Source organism: Cryobacterium sp. PAMC25264 (assembly GCF_019443325.1).
GTDB lineage: Bacteria > Actinomycetota > Actinomycetes > Actinomycetales > Microbacteriaceae > Cryobacterium.
In genome coordinates this window covers 75,029-90,496 of the sequence record NZ_CP080383.1, presented here as the reverse complement: position 1 = coordinate 90,496, position 15,468 = coordinate 75,029, and the positions used below count along the sequence as shown (strand labels likewise).

16 protein-coding genes are annotated in these 15,468 nt (G+C 70.2%); 5 read left to right on the top strand and 11 right to left on the bottom strand.

Annotated elements, in window-relative coordinates:
* Positions 1 to 76: 76 nt before the first annotated feature.
* The 3 genes from KY500_RS00405 to KY500_RS00395 form a co-directional block, all read right to left on the bottom strand.
* Positions 77 to 508 carry a nuclear transport factor 2 family protein gene (locus tag KY500_RS00405; RefSeq protein ID WP_219901893.1) on the bottom strand — a complete coding sequence of 144 codons (432 nt, stop codon included), beginning with the start codon at positions 506 to 508 and terminating at the stop codon, positions 77 to 79.
* The gene (locus KY500_RS00400) at positions 499 to 1,305 is read right to left on the bottom strand and encodes an MBL fold metallo-hydrolase (protein ID WP_219901892.1); all 807 of its coding nucleotides are present in this window, start codon (positions 1,303 to 1,305) and stop codon (positions 499 to 501) included. The genes KY500_RS00405 and KY500_RS00400 overlap by 10 nt, the downstream gene beginning before the upstream one ends.
* A gap of 130 nt (positions 1,306 to 1,435) precedes the next feature.
* Entirely contained in the window at positions 1,436 to 1,930 is a 495-nt protein-coding gene (locus KY500_RS00395; protein ID WP_219901891.1) for a MarR family winged helix-turn-helix transcriptional regulator, read from the bottom strand.
* Positions 1,931 to 2,068: 138 nt separating this feature from the next.
* Here KY500_RS00395 and KY500_RS00390 point away from each other — a divergent pair, with 138 nt between their 5' ends.
* Positions 2,069 to 2,980, top strand: a complete 912-nt coding sequence (locus tag KY500_RS00390; protein ID WP_219901890.1) for a hypothetical protein — start codon at positions 2,069 to 2,071, stop codon at positions 2,978 to 2,980.
* Entirely contained in the window at positions 2,980 to 3,291 is a 312-nt protein-coding gene (locus KY500_RS00385; RefSeq protein ID WP_219901889.1) for a transcriptional regulator, read from the top strand. Before KY500_RS00390 ends, KY500_RS00385 begins: the two co-directional genes overlap by 1 nt.
* A gap of 3 nt (positions 3,292 to 3,294) precedes the next feature.
* On the opposite strand, the gene KY500_RS19030 is transcribed toward KY500_RS00385, so the two are convergent.
* Positions 3,295 to 3,417: a hypothetical protein gene (locus KY500_RS19030; RefSeq protein ID WP_255579614.1), complete on the bottom strand. Its 123-nt coding sequence runs from the start codon at positions 3,415 to 3,417 to the stop codon at positions 3,295 to 3,297.
* Positions 3,418 to 3,464: 47 nt separating this feature from the next.
* Between KY500_RS19030 and KY500_RS00380 the strand changes: the two genes are divergently transcribed.
* The 3 genes from KY500_RS00380 to KY500_RS00370 all read left to right on the top strand — a co-directional run bounded on the left by KY500_RS00380 (position 3,465) and on the right by KY500_RS00370 (position 7,002).
* On the top strand, positions 3,465 to 3,941 hold the full coding sequence (locus tag KY500_RS00380; RefSeq protein WP_219901888.1) for a GNAT family N-acetyltransferase: 477 nt from the start codon (positions 3,465 to 3,467) through the stop codon (positions 3,939 to 3,941).
* 210 nt (positions 3,942 to 4,151) lie between these two features.
* Positions 4,152 to 4,799: a response regulator transcription factor gene (locus tag KY500_RS00375; protein WP_255579613.1), complete on the top strand. Its 648-nt coding sequence runs from the start codon at positions 4,152 to 4,154 to the stop codon at positions 4,797 to 4,799.
* On the top strand, positions 4,792 to 7,002 hold the full coding sequence (locus KY500_RS00370; RefSeq protein ID WP_219901886.1) for a sensor histidine kinase: 2,211 nt from the start codon (positions 4,792 to 4,794) through the stop codon (positions 7,000 to 7,002). Before KY500_RS00375 ends, KY500_RS00370 begins: the two co-directional genes overlap by 8 nt.
* 247 nt (positions 7,003 to 7,249) lie before the next feature.
* On the opposite strand, the gene KY500_RS00365 is transcribed toward KY500_RS00370, so the two are convergent.
* The 7 genes from KY500_RS00365 to KY500_RS00330 all read right to left on the bottom strand — a co-directional run bounded on the left by KY500_RS00365 (position 7,250) and on the right by KY500_RS00330 (position 15,453).
* Entirely contained in the window at positions 7,250 to 7,540 is a 291-nt protein-coding gene (locus KY500_RS00365; protein WP_219901885.1) for a hypothetical protein, read from the bottom strand.
* 145 nt (positions 7,541 to 7,685) lie between these two features.
* Positions 7,686 to 8,546 carry an alpha/beta hydrolase gene (locus KY500_RS00360; RefSeq protein ID WP_219901884.1) on the bottom strand — a complete coding sequence of 287 codons (861 nt, stop codon included), beginning with the start codon at positions 8,544 to 8,546 and terminating at the stop codon, positions 7,686 to 7,688.
* 696 nt (positions 8,547 to 9,242) lie between these two features.
* Positions 9,243 to 10,214 carry a nucleoside hydrolase gene (locus tag KY500_RS00355; protein ID WP_219901883.1) on the bottom strand — a complete coding sequence of 324 codons (972 nt, stop codon included), beginning with the start codon at positions 10,212 to 10,214 and terminating at the stop codon, positions 9,243 to 9,245.
* A 287-nt stretch (positions 10,215 to 10,501) separates the two neighbouring features.
* Entirely contained in the window at positions 10,502 to 11,542 is a 1,041-nt protein-coding gene (locus KY500_RS19025; protein ID WP_255579609.1) for an SDR family NAD(P)-dependent oxidoreductase, read from the bottom strand.
* Between the two features lie 2 nt (positions 11,543 to 11,544).
* Positions 11,545 to 12,807 (bottom strand): thiolase family protein, encoded by a 1,263-nt coding sequence (locus KY500_RS00340; protein ID WP_219901882.1) that lies wholly within the window; start codon positions 12,805 to 12,807, stop codon positions 11,545 to 11,547.
* A gap of 254 nt (positions 12,808 to 13,061) precedes the next feature.
* Positions 13,062 to 13,859, bottom strand: coding sequence for an RNA methyltransferase (locus tag KY500_RS00335; protein WP_219901881.1), 798 nt, complete (start codon positions 13,857 to 13,859; stop codon positions 13,062 to 13,064).
* Positions 13,860 to 13,971: 112 nt separating this feature from the next.
* Entirely contained in the window at positions 13,972 to 15,453 is a 1,482-nt protein-coding gene (locus KY500_RS00330; protein ID WP_219901880.1) for an NAD-dependent succinate-semialdehyde dehydrogenase, read from the bottom strand.
* Positions 15,454 to 15,468: the final 15 nt, after the last annotated feature.

The following is a 15,468-nucleotide window of genomic DNA, read 5'->3' as shown; positions in this document are numbered from 1 at the left end:
CGTACGACGAGACGTTGAGGATACCGATGGACGCCCCGGTCGCGGCCTCGACTTTCCGTGCAGCAAGCGGGCGGGGTTAGGCCGCGTGACCCTGAGCGGCTTCGGCGACCTTGAGGGTGTCGACGAACTGCTCGAACCGCACGATGAGCCCGCCGCGCACGATGAAGTGGTGGGCGACGCGCACGTCCAGGCTGTTGCCGGTCGTGCGGTGGGTGGCGGTGTAGCGGGCGAGCACCACCACGTTCTCGCCGTCGACGACGTAGCTGTCGTCGTGGGCTGCCCAGCCGCTCCAGTCGCGGCCGAGGATTTCCATCACGTTCGAGGTGACGCCCTCCGGGGTGCGGTAGGTGCCGGCCAACGGGAAGCCGGCCATCTCGGTCCACTCCACGTCGGGAGCCATCGTGGCGCGGAGCGCCTCCAGGTCGCCGGCGGCCGAGGCGAGGTACTGCCGGCGCACGACATCGCGAGGCGCCGTTGAGGTGGCCGGGTCGGAGTCGATCAGCCCCATGTCATTTCTCCCTTGGCAACCTTCGGGCCGAGCTGGGCCGCAATGAGCATGCCGGATGCGGGATACGCCGCCACGAGTGCGGCGGTTGTCGCCGCGCCATCTGCCGAGATCTCGAGCACACGCTCGAACTCCTGCAGGTAGCCGCGGGTGTACTCCAGAGCGGAGGAATCGGTCGCCGTGCCGGGCAGCCGGTGGCCGGGAATGACGAGAGCCGGGTTCAGGGTGAGCATCTCGTCGAGCTGCGCGATCCAGGCGGCGCGCAGCTCGGGGGTCGCGGTGTCCGCGGTCCAGACATGCTCCTGCTGGAACACCAGCACGCCGCCGAGGATGGCGCGATCGTCGGCGCTGAAAAGGTAGTGCCGGTCGGGCAGCAGTGCGGAGCCGCCCCGGAGTTCGAGGTGCTGGCCGTCGACGACGAGGGCATCCGTCGTCAGCGGGGTGAGCTCGACCAGCCGGGTGGGCAGATTCGCCCCCAGTGCGGCCCAGGCCTTGAGTTTGCCCTCGAACGAGGCCTGGATGTGCTCGATCACGATTGGCGTCGCAACGAACGCGGCATCAGGAAACGCGTCGGCGATGGCTTCGAGGCCGAAGTAGTAGTCGGGATCGGCGTGGCTGACGAAGACGGTCGTCAGGGTCTTTCCGGAGTCGAGGATGGCGGCCACCAGACGGTGTCCGTCGGCGCGGGTGAAACCGGCGTCGACGAGCAGCGCCTCGGTGTCGCCGGTGACGAGCACCGCGGACTTGTTCTGAGAACCGGCGGGGAAATCGAGGTCGAACACCTCATAGTTGAGCGACATGGTGACAGATCATCCTTCCGTAGGGGCACTCGGACGAGCCCGAGTACAGCGGCGATCAGCCGCACACTGCTCATAACGTTAGCTGACTAGTCAGCTATTCCCGTTCGGTGGAGATCTTCGGTTGTAGCCGTCAGGGCATCAGCGGAAGGGCCTGCGCCGCCGCCTTGCTGAGCGTGCGGATCGTCTGGGCGAATGCCTCGGCCTGGTCTGCGGGCAGCACATCGAGGAGATAGCGTTGGACGTTGTGCGCGTGCAGCGTGCTTGCCGCCAGAAGCACCTCCTCGCCGTGCGGGGTCAGCTCAATGAGCTGCACCCGGCCGTCGTCGTCAGAGACTCGGCGAGTGATCAGGCCTCGTTCGGCCGCACGATTGACGAGCCGGGTCGCCCCACCGGAGGTGAGTACCCGCGCCTGGGCGATGTCGCGGGCCGCGATTCCGCCGGGACCCGCACGCCCCACCACGAGCAGGAGCTCGAACAGCGAGTGGCTGAGTCCGGCCTCTTCCTCCAGCGAGCGACCGAGGATGTACTCGAGCCGATTCGCCGCACCGAGCAGGCGTCCGAAGACCAGTATCCGCGAATCGTTGGCGGCGTCCTGGGCGGAGGGGAATTCTGGCTCAATGGTCACCCCTCCACAGTAGACAGTACGGCCGCGGCGAGCGCCGTCGGGGCGGCCGAACCAGCAGGCGATCATCCACTTGCCAAGTGGCAAGTAGATGCTAGATTGACTGTGCGGCGCGATCGCCGCGGTGATCGGGGGAACACGATGAACGACCAGAACACGAACCACCAGCAGACGAACCGCAGTACGCCGGAGGCGGCAGCGCGGTTGCTGCAGGCCAGTGACGCGGTCAGCGACCGGGTGCGCGAGGCCATCGATGCCCGTACGCAGGCCATCATCGACGCGTGGATGGCGTTGGCGGTGGTGACCTACGCCCTCGCGTTCGCCTTGACCGGCTTCAGTGGGGCGTCCGGCACGAACCTCATCCCTGGGGTTTATGACAGAGGGCGTGACGCCATGGACCTGGGATCCCTCGTCCTGTCGGGGATCTTCGCCCTCTCCACTCTGACCGGCGGGCTCTCGGATAGCCTGCGGCGACCCACACGCCGGGGAGCCAAACGATATCGGGCAGGCTACATCGCCGGGTGCCTCCTCCCGTTCGCGGCCATGGCCTACCTGACCTTCCTGGCACCGGGCACGCCGTGGTCGGCGACGCTGGCGCTGGCGGTCGCTTCGACTGTTCCCGTGATCGTGGTCGCGCTGCGCTCGGCCGGACGGGCCCGCGCGGCCGGGGTCCGACGCTCGGAGCCGACCCTCTCCGGCCTACTGGACCCCACCGGCCGGGCCCTTACCGCGGCGCTGGGCATCGGACTCGGCGGTATCGGAGTGCTGACCGGGCCGTCCTTCGGACTCGCCGGGACCATCGCCGCGTGCGCGTTCCTGCTGTTCCTGATCGCCAGCCACACCACCCGGGTGGACCTGGATCAAATCGCAAAGGACTGGGGACCTGCCCAGTGGACCGCGCTCGGCTACTCGTACACACTGACGCTCGTGTTGTCCGTCGTGCTCTCCCGCACCAGCTGGAACCTCGACGCCGTGAGCGTCGTCGGCGGCCTCCTCATCGCGGCTCCGCTGGTGGTCGCGGCGTTCCGACCGGCGCCGATCTGGGAGGTCTGATGGGCGAACACCACCCCCGGCACGACCTCGATGACGCCCTGCTCACCCCGCTGCGCTTCTCCGTGATGGCGGCGCTGCGGGCGGATGCTGAAATCGACTTCGCCACCCTGCGCCACCTGCTCGAGACCGACGACTCTGCGCTCAGCAAGGCCATCAGCACCCTCAGCGGAGCGGGCTACGTCACTGTACGCAAGGGTTTCGTGGGCAACCGGCCGCGCACCTGGCTCACCGCCACGGATGCCGGCCTGGCGGCGATGCGCATCCATGTCGCCGCACTGCAGGCCATCGCCGCCGGGCCGCCGACGCTCTGAGCGTTACGCCGCGAGGCGGCGGTTGTGACGCAGCATCACCAGGACGGCCGGCAACCAGACCGGGATGATCACGAGGAGACCGGCCGGCCCGACACCCTGGATGATCGCCACGGTACCCCACAACATCAAACCGCCGGCAGCGCCCTGTTTAGCCCTTCGGTAAATTTGTCCCCATGATTCACATCGAGCCGGACAGCCCCACCACCGTCGACGTGCGTCTGCTGCTGGATGAGCACCTGGCCGACATGTTCGCCACCTCACCGGCCGACAGCGTGCACGCCCTGGACCACTCGGCGTTGTCGGCGCCGGACATCTCGTTCTGGACGGCGCGCGAGGACGGGGCGCTGCTGGGCTGCGGCGCGCTGAAACGCCTGACCGCCACCCAGGCTGAGATCAAGTCGATGCGCACCACCGCCACGGCCCGCGGGCGGGGCGTCGCCGCGTTGTTGCTCGCCCGGATCCTGGCCGATGCCCGCGAGCGCAACCTCGAGCGGCTCTACCTGGAGACCGGCACGGAGGAGTTCTTCGCGCCGGCCCACCGGCTCTACGCCCGGCATGGGTTCACCGTCTGCCCGCCCTTCGCGGACTACGTACTCGACCCGCACAGTGTCTTCATGACCCTCGCCCTGACCTCCGACAGCAACGTCTGAGTCCCGCACCACCCGGCCGGCGACGGACCGTTGACCGGTCCCAAAACGCAGGGGGCCCTCCCCCGCCGCCGTCATGATTCGACGTTGACTCACCGTGTACCCCGACGGGGTTATAAAAGCGGCATCCGGCACCGCTAGTCTGACGATAAGGCCCGGTCACGTCCCCTCATGCGGGGGCAACGCGGGCAGCGCCACAGATCAGGAGCACAGATGAGGGCCACGACGAGGGTCGCGATCGTCGACGACCACGAACTGGTCGCGTTGGCAGTGCAGAACCTGGTCGATGCGGCCGACGGGCTGGTATTCGCCCGCCACGCGACATCTGTGGCCGGCCTGGTGGGCCGGATGCGCGACGCCGACCTCGTGCTGCTCGACCTGATCCTGCGCGACGGCACCGACCCGGCCGAGAACGTGCGGTTGATCCGTGACTGGGGTGCCGACGTGCTCGTGCTCACCTCCGGCGAAGACCCGTTCCTGGTGCGGAACGCGTCACGGGCCGAGGTGCTCGGCATCGTGCGGAAGTCAACACCCCGCCAGGCGCTCGTCGAAGCGGTGCAGACCGCGGCCAGGGGCGAACTAGTGCCCACCACCGAGTGGGCGTCGGCCCTCGACACCGACCCGCTGCTCGCTGCGGCTCCCCTGACCTTCCGGGAGCGCGAGGTGCTCAGCCTCTACGCGTCCGGCCTGGGCGCCCGCGGGGTCGCGGAGCGCCTGTTCATCTCCGAGAACACGGTCAACGATCATCTCCGCCGCATCCGCTCTCTCTACCACCGGCTCGGCCGGTCGGCCACGACCAAGGTCGAGCTCTACCAGCGCGGCATCGAAGACGGCTTCGTGCAGGCGCCCGGGCGTGACTAACACCGGCCGGGGCGAGAGAATCGGTACGGCTGAGCGGTCAGCACGACACATCCTCGTCCTCGACTCGGCGTTGCTGATCGTGATCGTCGTGGCCGTTCACGTGACCTTCCTGCTCAAGGGCGGCCAGGGGCAGTTCCCCCTGTGGTCGCTGATGATCGCCTGGCTCGCCGCATTCGTCACGCTCGTGGCCGGCGTCATCGCCCGCCGGGTCTCGGATCTGACGCTGCGCCTGCTCGCCCTGCTGGCCGTGGCCCTGTACTGGATGACCCTGGTCACCTTCCCGGCAGCGGTGCCCGTTGAGGGGATCGATCGCATTCCGTGGACCTTGTCGGCCACCGGCGCAGCGGCGGCGGCTGCGCTCGTGGCCGGCGGTCGGGCGTTGGGCTGGGCGACCGTGATCGCCGGCACGACGGCCGGGATGGTATTCCGCACCCTCTACGGCGGACTCGACCTCGACGGCGTGGTCAACGACCTGCAAGCGCTTCTGACGGGCGCGCTGATCTGTGTGATCGGCGGGCACATGCTGGCCGTCGGACGCGGGCTGGACGGCGAGGCGGCGTCGGCTGCCGTGTCGGCGACCCGGGAGTCCGCCGAGAGCGGGCGGCTCGCGGCGCGCACGAAGGCAGCGACACTGGTGCACGACGAGGTGCTCGCGACCCTGGTGCTCGCCTCCACCGACCTTCCGATCCCCCGGGAACGGCTCGCCGCGCAGGCGCGCACGGCCGTGTCCACGGTGACGTCCCTGGCCGACGGGCAGGCGCACGAGCCGGTCATGCTGCGCGCGGCTCTGGCCGAGGAGGCCCGGCTCCACTGCGTCTCTTTCAGCGTGCGGGGAGAGTCCACGCCGGCATCCGGTGCCACCTTCGCCCAGACTCACGAAGGCCTGATCGGAGCGATGCGACAGGCTCTGCGCAACAGCATCCAACACGCTCCGGATGCGGCACGCAGCGTCGTTCTGATCTATACGGACTCGGAGATCCGCGTGGAGATCAGCGACGACGGGCCGGGCTTCGACCCGGGCCGGATCAATGACGACAGGTTGGGTATCCGGCAGAGCATCGTCGGTCGCATGGATCGTCTGCCCGGCGGCAGCGCCGACATCGATTCGGCTCCCGGGCGTGGAACGGTTATCCGTCTCCGCGTGACCGTGGCCCCCGAGCCGGAAATCGGGTTGCCGGACAACCGGGTATCCCTGCGCGCGGGCGTCACCGTCCTCACGTACATCTACGTCGCGACCCAGGCCGCGTGCGCCCTTCTCGCGGCCATCTTGATTCCCGGCTCCTGGCCGCTGCAGCTGGCCATGCTCGCGACGGCCCTGGGCGCCGCGGAGATCCTCCGAGCCGCTCCCCACCGGGTACCGTCACTTGGCCGCACCGCTGTCGTGGTCTCCCTGGCCGGTGGTGGATTGATCGCCGGGGTCATCGCCTCCCATTCCCTCTACGGCATGGCTTTCTCCTACGGCACCATGTGGTTCGCCGTCGGCGCCGCCTTCCTCCTGGTCTCGCTCGCCCTGCGCGGGCGAAGCGGCGTGGCCCTGGTCGGCACCGCAGTGATCGTCGCGGTGCTCGTCACAGCCGGCGTTCTCGGGGGCGCCCCGGCCGTGCAGATCGTGCAGGTCGGGGTGCGGCCCGTGGTCCTGGTGGGGCTGGCCGTCGCGCTCCTCCTCGTCGTCGACCGGATGCAGCGACGCATCACCCTGCTGCACCGGGAAGCCCTGGTCTCGGCGCAGAAGCAGAGCTGGACGCTGGCCGCGCGCTCGGAGCTGACCGGCCGGGTCGCGGAACTCGCCCGGACGGTCATCCCGTTGCTGCGACGCATCGGCAGCGGGACGGAGCCGACCGACGTTGAGCGGAGCGAGTACGCCAGTTGCGAGGGAGACCTCCGCGACGGGCTGCGCGCTGGCTTGTTGGCCCGTGACCCGCTCCGCACCGTGGTGGCCGCCGCCCGGGAGCGCGGCGTGGACGTTCTGCTGCTCGACGATAACGGCGGATTCGTCGACGACGCCGTCATCGCACCGATCCTCGCCTGGATGGCCGGGTTGATCGGGGCGGCGGAGACCCGCGCGGTCGGCCGCCTGCTCCCGGCCGGGCGCGCGGCCCAGGCGACCCTGACCGTCGACGGCACACAAACCGAGTTCACCGGCGCCCGGGTCACGGCCGCCCAAGCCCAGCCGCCAGCAGGTACAGGCAGGCGGAGAAGGTGAGCAGCGTGCCGGACAGGAGGAACACGATGGTTCCACCAGCTGGGTGGCGTCGGCGTTCTCCCCAGGTAAGAGCCGGGCCGAGAGTCCCTGTGCTCTCAAGGTGTCGACCGCCCGGTTTCAGGTTCGCAGCAGGGCCCACCAGCTCTGGTATTTTCTCCCCGCGAACTGTGACCTAAGCACCCAAAACCGCCCGTTTTCGGGGCCTAACTCACAGTTCGCGGGCCGGAACCGGCCGGACGAGCAGGAGTCAGGCGACCGCCGCGCGATTATGCCCGAGCATGGCCAGCGCCGGCGCCACGGTGGCCGCGGCGAACAGGAGGGCGGTGAAGAAGCCCAGGGCGGGGAAGAGGACGAAGCCGCCGAGTATCAGTGCCGCGCCGGCCAGTCCCTGCAGCAGGTTTGCCCGCGGCGGCCGTACCGGCGGGTTCGACCAGAAGGGGAACGGGTCATGCGGGTTCGCACGGGCGCGGATCCGCACCGCTGCCGTGAACAGCGTCGATGATGCGCCCAGAAGCACAATCCCTAGAGCAATAACCATCAGGCACCCCATGCCCGGCCGGCGGATGCGCATCTCGCCCCGCCGCGCCATGCCCCCATGCTGGCACACTCCCCCGCACTCCCCCGCGCCCCGGTCCGCGAACTGTGACTTAAGCGACCAAAAACGCCCGTTTTCGGGGCTTAACTCACAGCTCGCGGCGGGTGAGCCAGGCGGCCATACGGCGGATGCTGGCGTGCGCGCCGGGATTGTCCGGTTCGTTGAGGTGCCCGTGCCGTGTTCCGGGCTCGTGGCAGACGGTCACGTCCACGCCGGCCAGCGCCAGTTCGGCGGCGAACGCCTGCCCCGACGAGCGCAGGCTGTCGTGGTCGGAGTTCAGGATGAAGGTCGGCGGCAACCCGGCCGGATCGTGCCCGCCGGGGAAGGCGTAGGGGTTGGCCAGTTCAGCGGGATCGCCCACATAGTTGAGGTTCAGAGCGCGCACGTCGTCGGGCTCGAACCGGGCTTCAGCGGGCAGCAGCGCAATCATCCCCGCGAGAGCCGCGGTGGGCTCCGGCAGCACGCTGTGCACCAGCGGGTAGGCGAGCATCAGCGACACCGGATGCTCACCCCCGGCATCGCGCAACCGCAGGGCCGCCCCCGCGGCCAGGTTGCCCCCGGCACTCGCACCGCCGAGCGACACCCGGCCGGGGTCGATACCCCACTCCCCGGCGTGCGCGACGGTCCACCGGAAGCATTCGGCGACTTCCTCTGAGGCCACCGGAAAACGCACGCCGTCGCGGGCCGGCTCGCCGTCGGTCAGCGCCTCCGACACCGGGGCCAGCCGGTAGTCGACACTGACGACGGTGACCCCGAGCGCCGCGAGTTCCAGGGACACCCACTGTGCCTCGGGCATGTCGAGGTCTCCCCAGGCGAAGCCTCCGCCATGCGCCCAGACGAGCGCCGGGCGCGCATCCGCACCGGCACCGGCACCGGCACCGGCACCGGCCGCACGGTAGACCCGGATGGGGATGGTGCCGTGCGGGCCGGGGATCGTCAGGGAGTCCATGGACTGATCCTCCCAGGTGCTATCGCCGCAAGCCGTTCCCCAACCCGCGAACTGTGAGAAAAGCCCCAAGAATTCGAGAATTCTGGGGCTTTTGTCTCAGCTCGCGGTGGAGTCACTCAGTACCGTTGGCGCGGAAGCCGGTGAACGAGTCTGCGGTCTCCTGGGCGCCCCACCGCATCCGTCACCACCACGTAAAAGACTCCGTCACGGTACCGAAGGGTGGGTGCACAGACGCCCCCCAGCGTGGGCACGGGTAGAACGCGGCGATCAGCGGGTTGGGCCAGGAAAGGTCGCTCATGACGCCGCTCAGTTCAGGACGATCGGGGCGGACAGGGGCAACTCGGCCACGCTCGTGCCGACCTCGAACAGGAAGCTGCCGGCCTCCTCGTAGCAAGCGGCCTGTCAGTCGGCGAATCCCCACTTCGCCACCTTCGTGCGCCCCTCTTCGCCGCCGCCCGCTAGCGCGGAGCCACACCAGACGTCGTCCTGCCGGGGCCCGTCGCGGCCGTCACCCCGCGCGCGGTAGCCGGCAGGATACTGATGCGCGGGTCAGACGCCGCTGCGCGCCCGGCGCGCGCCACCCGCGCAGCGGCACAGTGCCCGCGCAACCCGTGCGGCCACAGGTCAGGCCGCCGGGCCGCCACGCCGCCAGGCAACGGGGCGGGCGCCGGCCCCAGCAGCCAGGGCGCAGGGCGGTCAGCCGGCGGCGTGGGCGGCGAGCTTGGCGGTGAAGTCGGCGAAGAGCAGCCGCAGGTCGAGCCGGTGGTACACCCGCATCGGCCGGGGGCCCTGCCGGGGAATTGTGTCGTAGGACCCGTCGGCGCGAATCCGCGGCACCGTGCGGGTGACGTACTCGCTCGACGAGGGGTCCGGCTCGAACGACGACTGCAGCGCGGTCAGCAGCACGAGGGGGCCGTCACCCAGGATGTACGTCTCCCCGAGGGGCAGGCCGTGGCTGCCCGCCATCACGGCGACCTGGGCGAGCGCGTCGTAGAGGTGGGCTCCGATGGCGCCGTGCGGGCGCACATCCGTGAGCAGTTCGGCCCAGGAGTACAGGGTTTGCCGGTAGGCGTCACGCGGCACCTGCCAGATCGGCATGAACGAGTCGAAGATCACGCGGGCGGCGGGGATGTCGATGGCCAGGTTGTACTCGGGGCCGTGGGACCCGGGCGGTGGTGCGGCGAGGCCGTCGTGCTCGGGGCCGCCGATCCAGACCAGGGTGAGCCGCGTCGCGATGCGCGGTTCGAGCAGGTAGGCGCTGGCGATCTCGGTGAGACCGGCCCCGCAGGCCACGAACAGTGGCAGGTTCGTGTCGGTGCGCATGGCCTCGGCGATGATGGCATCCGTCGCCGCCGAGCGGATGGGTGACAGCGGGTCGGTCATGCCGGCGTTCGACCCGGCCAGCACGGGAATCGTGCCGGCGCGGCCGAGCAGGTCGAGCACGGTGCTGGCAGCCGCGGCCGCGTTGTCGGCGGTCTGCTCGGAGGGGTCGAACGGGTCGCCGGGCTTCAGGTGTGAGCCGATGATGGCGCGGATCTCCACCGACGGCGAGAGCACATGGTGGGCGAGCTGCACGAGCCCGTCGGGATCGCCGGAGAAGTCGTTGTCGATGATGACCCGGGCGCGGGGCTGCACCACCCGCCGCAGTTCGGTCTCGAATGATGTCAACGCCGGCACCTTCCCTGAAGTTTTCTGATGAGTGTAGTGGCCCGGCCGCTGGTCCCCCTCGGCGCACGAGATAGTGCTCGCGGCGGGTGAACGTGCTCGCAGCAGGAGAAAGTGCTCGAAGCAGGAGAAAGTGCTCGAAGCAGGCGATAGTTGCCGATTTACCGCACGCCGCGAGCACGTAGACACGCTGCGAGCGCCGAGACACGCAGCGAGCGCTGAGGCACGCTACGAGGGATCGCTTCGCGGGCGTCCCCACGCGCGGGCTCCATCCGGCCGCTGGGGGACTGCTACTGAGGCGCCATCCGGATGCCGCCGTCGAGACGGATGGTCTCCCCGTTGAGCATGGGGTTCTCCACGATGTGGCGCACCAGGGCGGCGTACTCGGCCGGGTGACCGAGCCGGGCCGGATGCGGCACCTGGGCACCCAGCGACGCGCGGGCCTCGGCGGGCAGCCCCTGCAGCAGCGGGGTGTCGAACAGTCCGGGGGCGATGGTCATGACGCGGATGAGCGAGCGCGCGAACTCGCGGGCCAACGGCAGGGTCATCGCCGCGATCCCGCCCTTCGAGGCGGAGTAGGCCGCCTGTCCGATCTGGCCGTCGAACGCCGCGACGGATGCCGTGTTCACGATCACGCCGCGTTCCGGTGTGCCTCGGACGGTGAAGTCGAACCGATCGGTGCCGGCCGAGCCCGATTCGGTCTCTGCGCCGAGCGGGCCGGAGCCCGCGGAACCTGCTAAGCCGGCGCGGTCTGCGGGGCCCGCAGGGCCCGTAGAGCCCGCAGGGCCCGCAGGGCCCGCGGGGCCCGCGCTGCCTGCGGGGCCCGCGGCGCCGGGGTCGAGCGGGTCGACGGCCTGCATTGCCGCGGCGGCCAGGCGCACGACGTTGAAGGTGCCGAGGAGGTTCACCCGGAGCACCCGCTCGAAGTCAGCCAGCGGCATGGCGCCTTGCCGGCCCACGGCCCGGGCCGCCGGGGCGATCCCCGCGCAGTTGACCACGATGCGCAATGGTCCGTGGGTTCCGGCTGCCGTTATCGCCGCCGCCACGTCGGACTCGCAGGTCACATCCCCCGGATGGAATATAGCAGTGGCTCCTGCGGGGAACTCCATCCCCGCCAGGGAATGAGCCGGATCCGAGCCGGCGCTGTCGCCCGCCGAATGGGGCGCTGACCGGGCCCATGCGTTCAGCTCCGCCGCCCGTTCCTCGCCCGCCGAGCCGGCCAGGTCGAACAACACCACGTGAGCTCCGGCCGTGAGCAGCGCTTGCGCAGTGGCGAGGCCCAGGCCGGAGGCGGCGCCGGTGACGAGGGCTGAGCATCCGGTGATACGCACAGTCAGAGCCGTTCGATGACGGTGGCGTTGGCCATGCCGCCGCCCTCGCACATGGTTTGCAGGCCGTAGCGGCCGCCGCCGACTTCGAGGGTTTCGAGCAGCGTGCCGAGCAGCCGGGTGCCCGAGGAACCCAGCGCATGGCCGAGGGCGATGGCTCCACCGTTGGCGTTGAGTTTGGCCAGGTCGGCGTGCAATTCGCGTTGCCAGACCAGCGGCACGCAGGCGAACGCCTCGTTGACCTCATAGGCGTCCAGGTCGTCGATGCCGAGCCCGGAGCGGGCGAGGATGCGTCGGGTGGCGGGGATGACGCCGGTGAGCATGAGCAGCGGGTCGCTGCCGGTGACCGCGAAGCTGTGGAACCGGGCCCGCGGGGTGAGGCCGAGGGCGGCGGCGCGGCTGGCGCTCATGATCAGGGCGGCGGAGGCGCCGTCGGTGAGCGGGGAGGAGTTGCCGGCGGTGATCTGCCAGTCCACCTCGGGGAACCGGGCGGCGAGCTCGTCGGTGCGGAAGGCCAGCGGAAGGTCGGCGAGGGTGTCGATGGTGGTGCCGCGCCGGATGGTCTGGTCATCTTCGACTCGGCGGCCGTCGGGCAGGGACACCGGGAGCAGGCTGCCGGCGAAGTCCCCGCGGTCGGCGGCTGCGGCGGCCAGCCGGTGCGACCGGGCGGCGTACTCGTCGAGTTCGGCCCGGGTGAGGCCCCATCGGGCGCTGATCAGCTCGGCCGAGACTCCCTGGCCCACGAGCCCGTTCGGGTAGCGCTCGTGCATCAGCCGGCCGTGCGGGTCCTGGCTGGCCACCGCCGACCAGGCCGTGGGCGAGCCCCAGCCCTCGGTGCGGCCGGCCGCGTCGGAGCCGCCGGCGGGAACCGGTCCCCCGGCCGACCCGAGCGGCACCCGGCTCATCGACTCCACCCCGCAGGCGATCACGATGTCGTAGCTGCCGGCGAGCACGCCCTGGGCGGCGAAGGTCGCCGCCTGCTGGCTCGAGCCGCACTGCCGGTCGATGGTGGTGCCCGGCACCGACTCGGGAAACCCCGCACTGAGCAGCGCGGTGCGGGTGATGTTGGTGCTCTGCTCGCCAACCTGGGTGAGGCATCCGCCGATCACGTCGTCGACCAGCGCCGGATCGAGGTCGTTTCGGCTGACCAACTCGCCCAGCACCCCCGCGAGCAGGTCGGCGGGGTGCACCCCGGCGAGCGCACCGCCGGGCTTACCGCGGCCGGAGGGCGTGCGAACGACGTCGACGATGACAGCATCATTGCTCATGCCCCCAGCCTAGGCTCGCCACCCGGCGCAGACGGGTGCATAACTCCTGCAAGTCCCGCCGGTATGGCGGGGCGAGCGGATGCCGGAATCCCGCGGCCCCGGCCCGGCCGGGCGGAATCGAGCAGGAGTTGTGCACACCGGCCGGGCCAGGACCGACGGGGACCGGACTGGCGGGGACCATCGCGGTGCGATCGGCGGGTGCGATCGGCGGGTGCGACGGCGGTGCGCCGGACGGACGCGCCCGGCGGGGGCGGTCAGCCCGAGAGGGCCCACATCGCCACGGCGCTGGCGGCGGCCACGTTGAGGGAGTCGATGCCGTGCTTCATGGGGATCTGCACCACGGAGTCCGACGCGGCGAGCGCCTCATCCGTGAGCCCCTCACCCTCGGCGCCGAGCAGCAGGGCCAGCCGGGCATGCTGTTCCCCGTTGACGTCGCGCAAGCTCACCGCGTCCGGGGTGAGCGCCAGGGCCGCGACGTGGAAACCGTGCTCGGTGAGCAGCCGGCGGGTGCTCGGCCAGTCGCCCACCCGGGTCCACGGCACCTGCAGCACGGTGCCCATCGACACCCGGATGGCCCGGCGGTAGAACGGGTCGGAGCAGCGCGGCGTGACGAGGATCGCGTCGGCCCCGATCGCCCCGGCGGAGCGGAAGATGGCGCCCACATTGGTGGGGTCGGTCACGTTCTCCAGGATCAGGATGCGGCGGGCGCCGGCCAGCAGTGCGGCCGGGTCGGGCAACGCGGGCCGGTGCATCGCGGCGATCAGTCCCCGGTGCAGCACGTAGCCGGTCAGTTCGGTCAGTAGGTCTCCCGGTCCGACGAACACCGGTACGTCGTCGCCGACGAGCGCGCGAGCCTCGTCGAGCGTGTTCGCCAGCGTGAGCACCGAGCGGGGCCGGTGTCCGGCGCGCAGCGCCCGCTCGAGCACCAGCGCGGACTCGGCGATGTACAGCCCGTGCTCGGTGTCGCGTGTTTTCTTGAGCGCCACATCCGTCGACTGGGTGTAGTCGGCCAGCCGGGGGTCGCTGCGGTCGGAGATCTCGATAACGGGCATCCCCCGAGTTTAACGACCCCGACCACCCCCGCGAGCTGTGAGTAAAGCACCCAAAATCCCGGATTTTGGGTGCTTTGCTCACAGTTCGCGGACGGGGAGGGAAGGGAAGGCGTTAGTCGTAGTCGACGAAGGGGTCGGGGGTGAGGGTGTACTTCGTCGAGAGGTACTCGTGGATCCCCTCGGAGCCGCCCTCACGGCCGAGTCCGGACTGCTTGACCCCGCCGAACGGGGCGGCGGCGTTGGAAACCACGCCCATGTTCAGGCCCATCATGCCCGTCTGCAGACGCTCGATCATCCGCTGCCCCCGCGCGAGATCCCGGGTGAACACGTAGCTGACCAGGCCGTACTCGGTGTTGTTGGCGATGCGCACGGCGTCGTCCTCGTCGTCGAACGGCACGATCGAGAGCACCGGCCCGAAGATCTCTTCGCGCAGGATGTCGCTGCCCGGCTTGACTCCGCTGATCACGGTGGGCTCGTAGAACGTGCCCGTGCCGGCCAGGGCGTGCCCGCCGGTGAGTAGCGTCGCACCGCGACCGAGCGCATCCTGCACCAGGGTGTCGGCCTTGGTCACGGCTTCCGCGTTGATCAGCGGGCCGATGTTGACGCCGGATTCGGTGCCTCGGCCCACGGTGAATTCGCTGACCGCCTCGGTGACCCGGCGGGCAAATTCCTCGGCCACGTCACGGTGCACGATGAACCGGTTGGCGGCGGTGCAGGCCTGGCCCACGTTGCGGAACTTCGCCGCGAGGGCGCCCTCCACCGCGCGGTCCATGTCGGCGTCTTCGAAGACCAGGAACGGGGCGTTGCCGCCGAGCTCCATCGAGGTGCGCAGCACGTTCTCAGCGGACTGCGCGATGAGGCTCTGGCCGACGCCGGTGGACCCGGTGAAGCTGAGCTTCCGCAGCCGCGGGTCGGCGATGATTGGCCCGGACACAGCGGAGGACTGCGAGGTGGTGACCACGTTGATCACCCCGGCGGGAACGCCCACCTCCTCGAACAGCTTGACCAGGTAGAGGGTGGTGAGCGGGGTGAGCGCCGCGGGCTTGATCACGACGGTGCATCCGGCCGCGAGCGCGGGCGCGATCTTGCGGGTCGCCATGGCCAGCGGGAAGTTCCACGGGGTGATCAGGAAACTGGGCCCCACCGGGTGCTGCGAGACGATCATGCGCCCGGTGCCCTCGGGGTTTGTGCCATAGCGGCCGGTGATGCGCACGGCCTCCTCGCTGAACCAGCGCAGGAACTCACCACCGTAGGCGACCTCGCCGTAGGACTCGGCGAGGGGCTTGCCCATCTCCAGGGTCATCAGCAGCGCGAACTCGTGCTTGCGCTCCTGCAGCAGCTCGAAGCTGCGGCGGAGCACCTCACCCCGCACCCGCGGCGGCGTCGCCGCCCAGGCATCCTGCGCCTCGGCGGCGGCGGCGAGGGCGGCCAGGCCATCGGCGACACCGGCGTCGGCAATGGTCTTGATCACCTTGCCCGTGGACGGATCGTGCACGGTGAGGGTGTTCCCGTCGGCGGCGGGCACCCATTGCCCGTTGATGTACAGCTCGTTGGGTACGTGCTGGAGCAGCTCTGCTTCGGTTACGTGCGCCACAAATGCCTCCCTGAA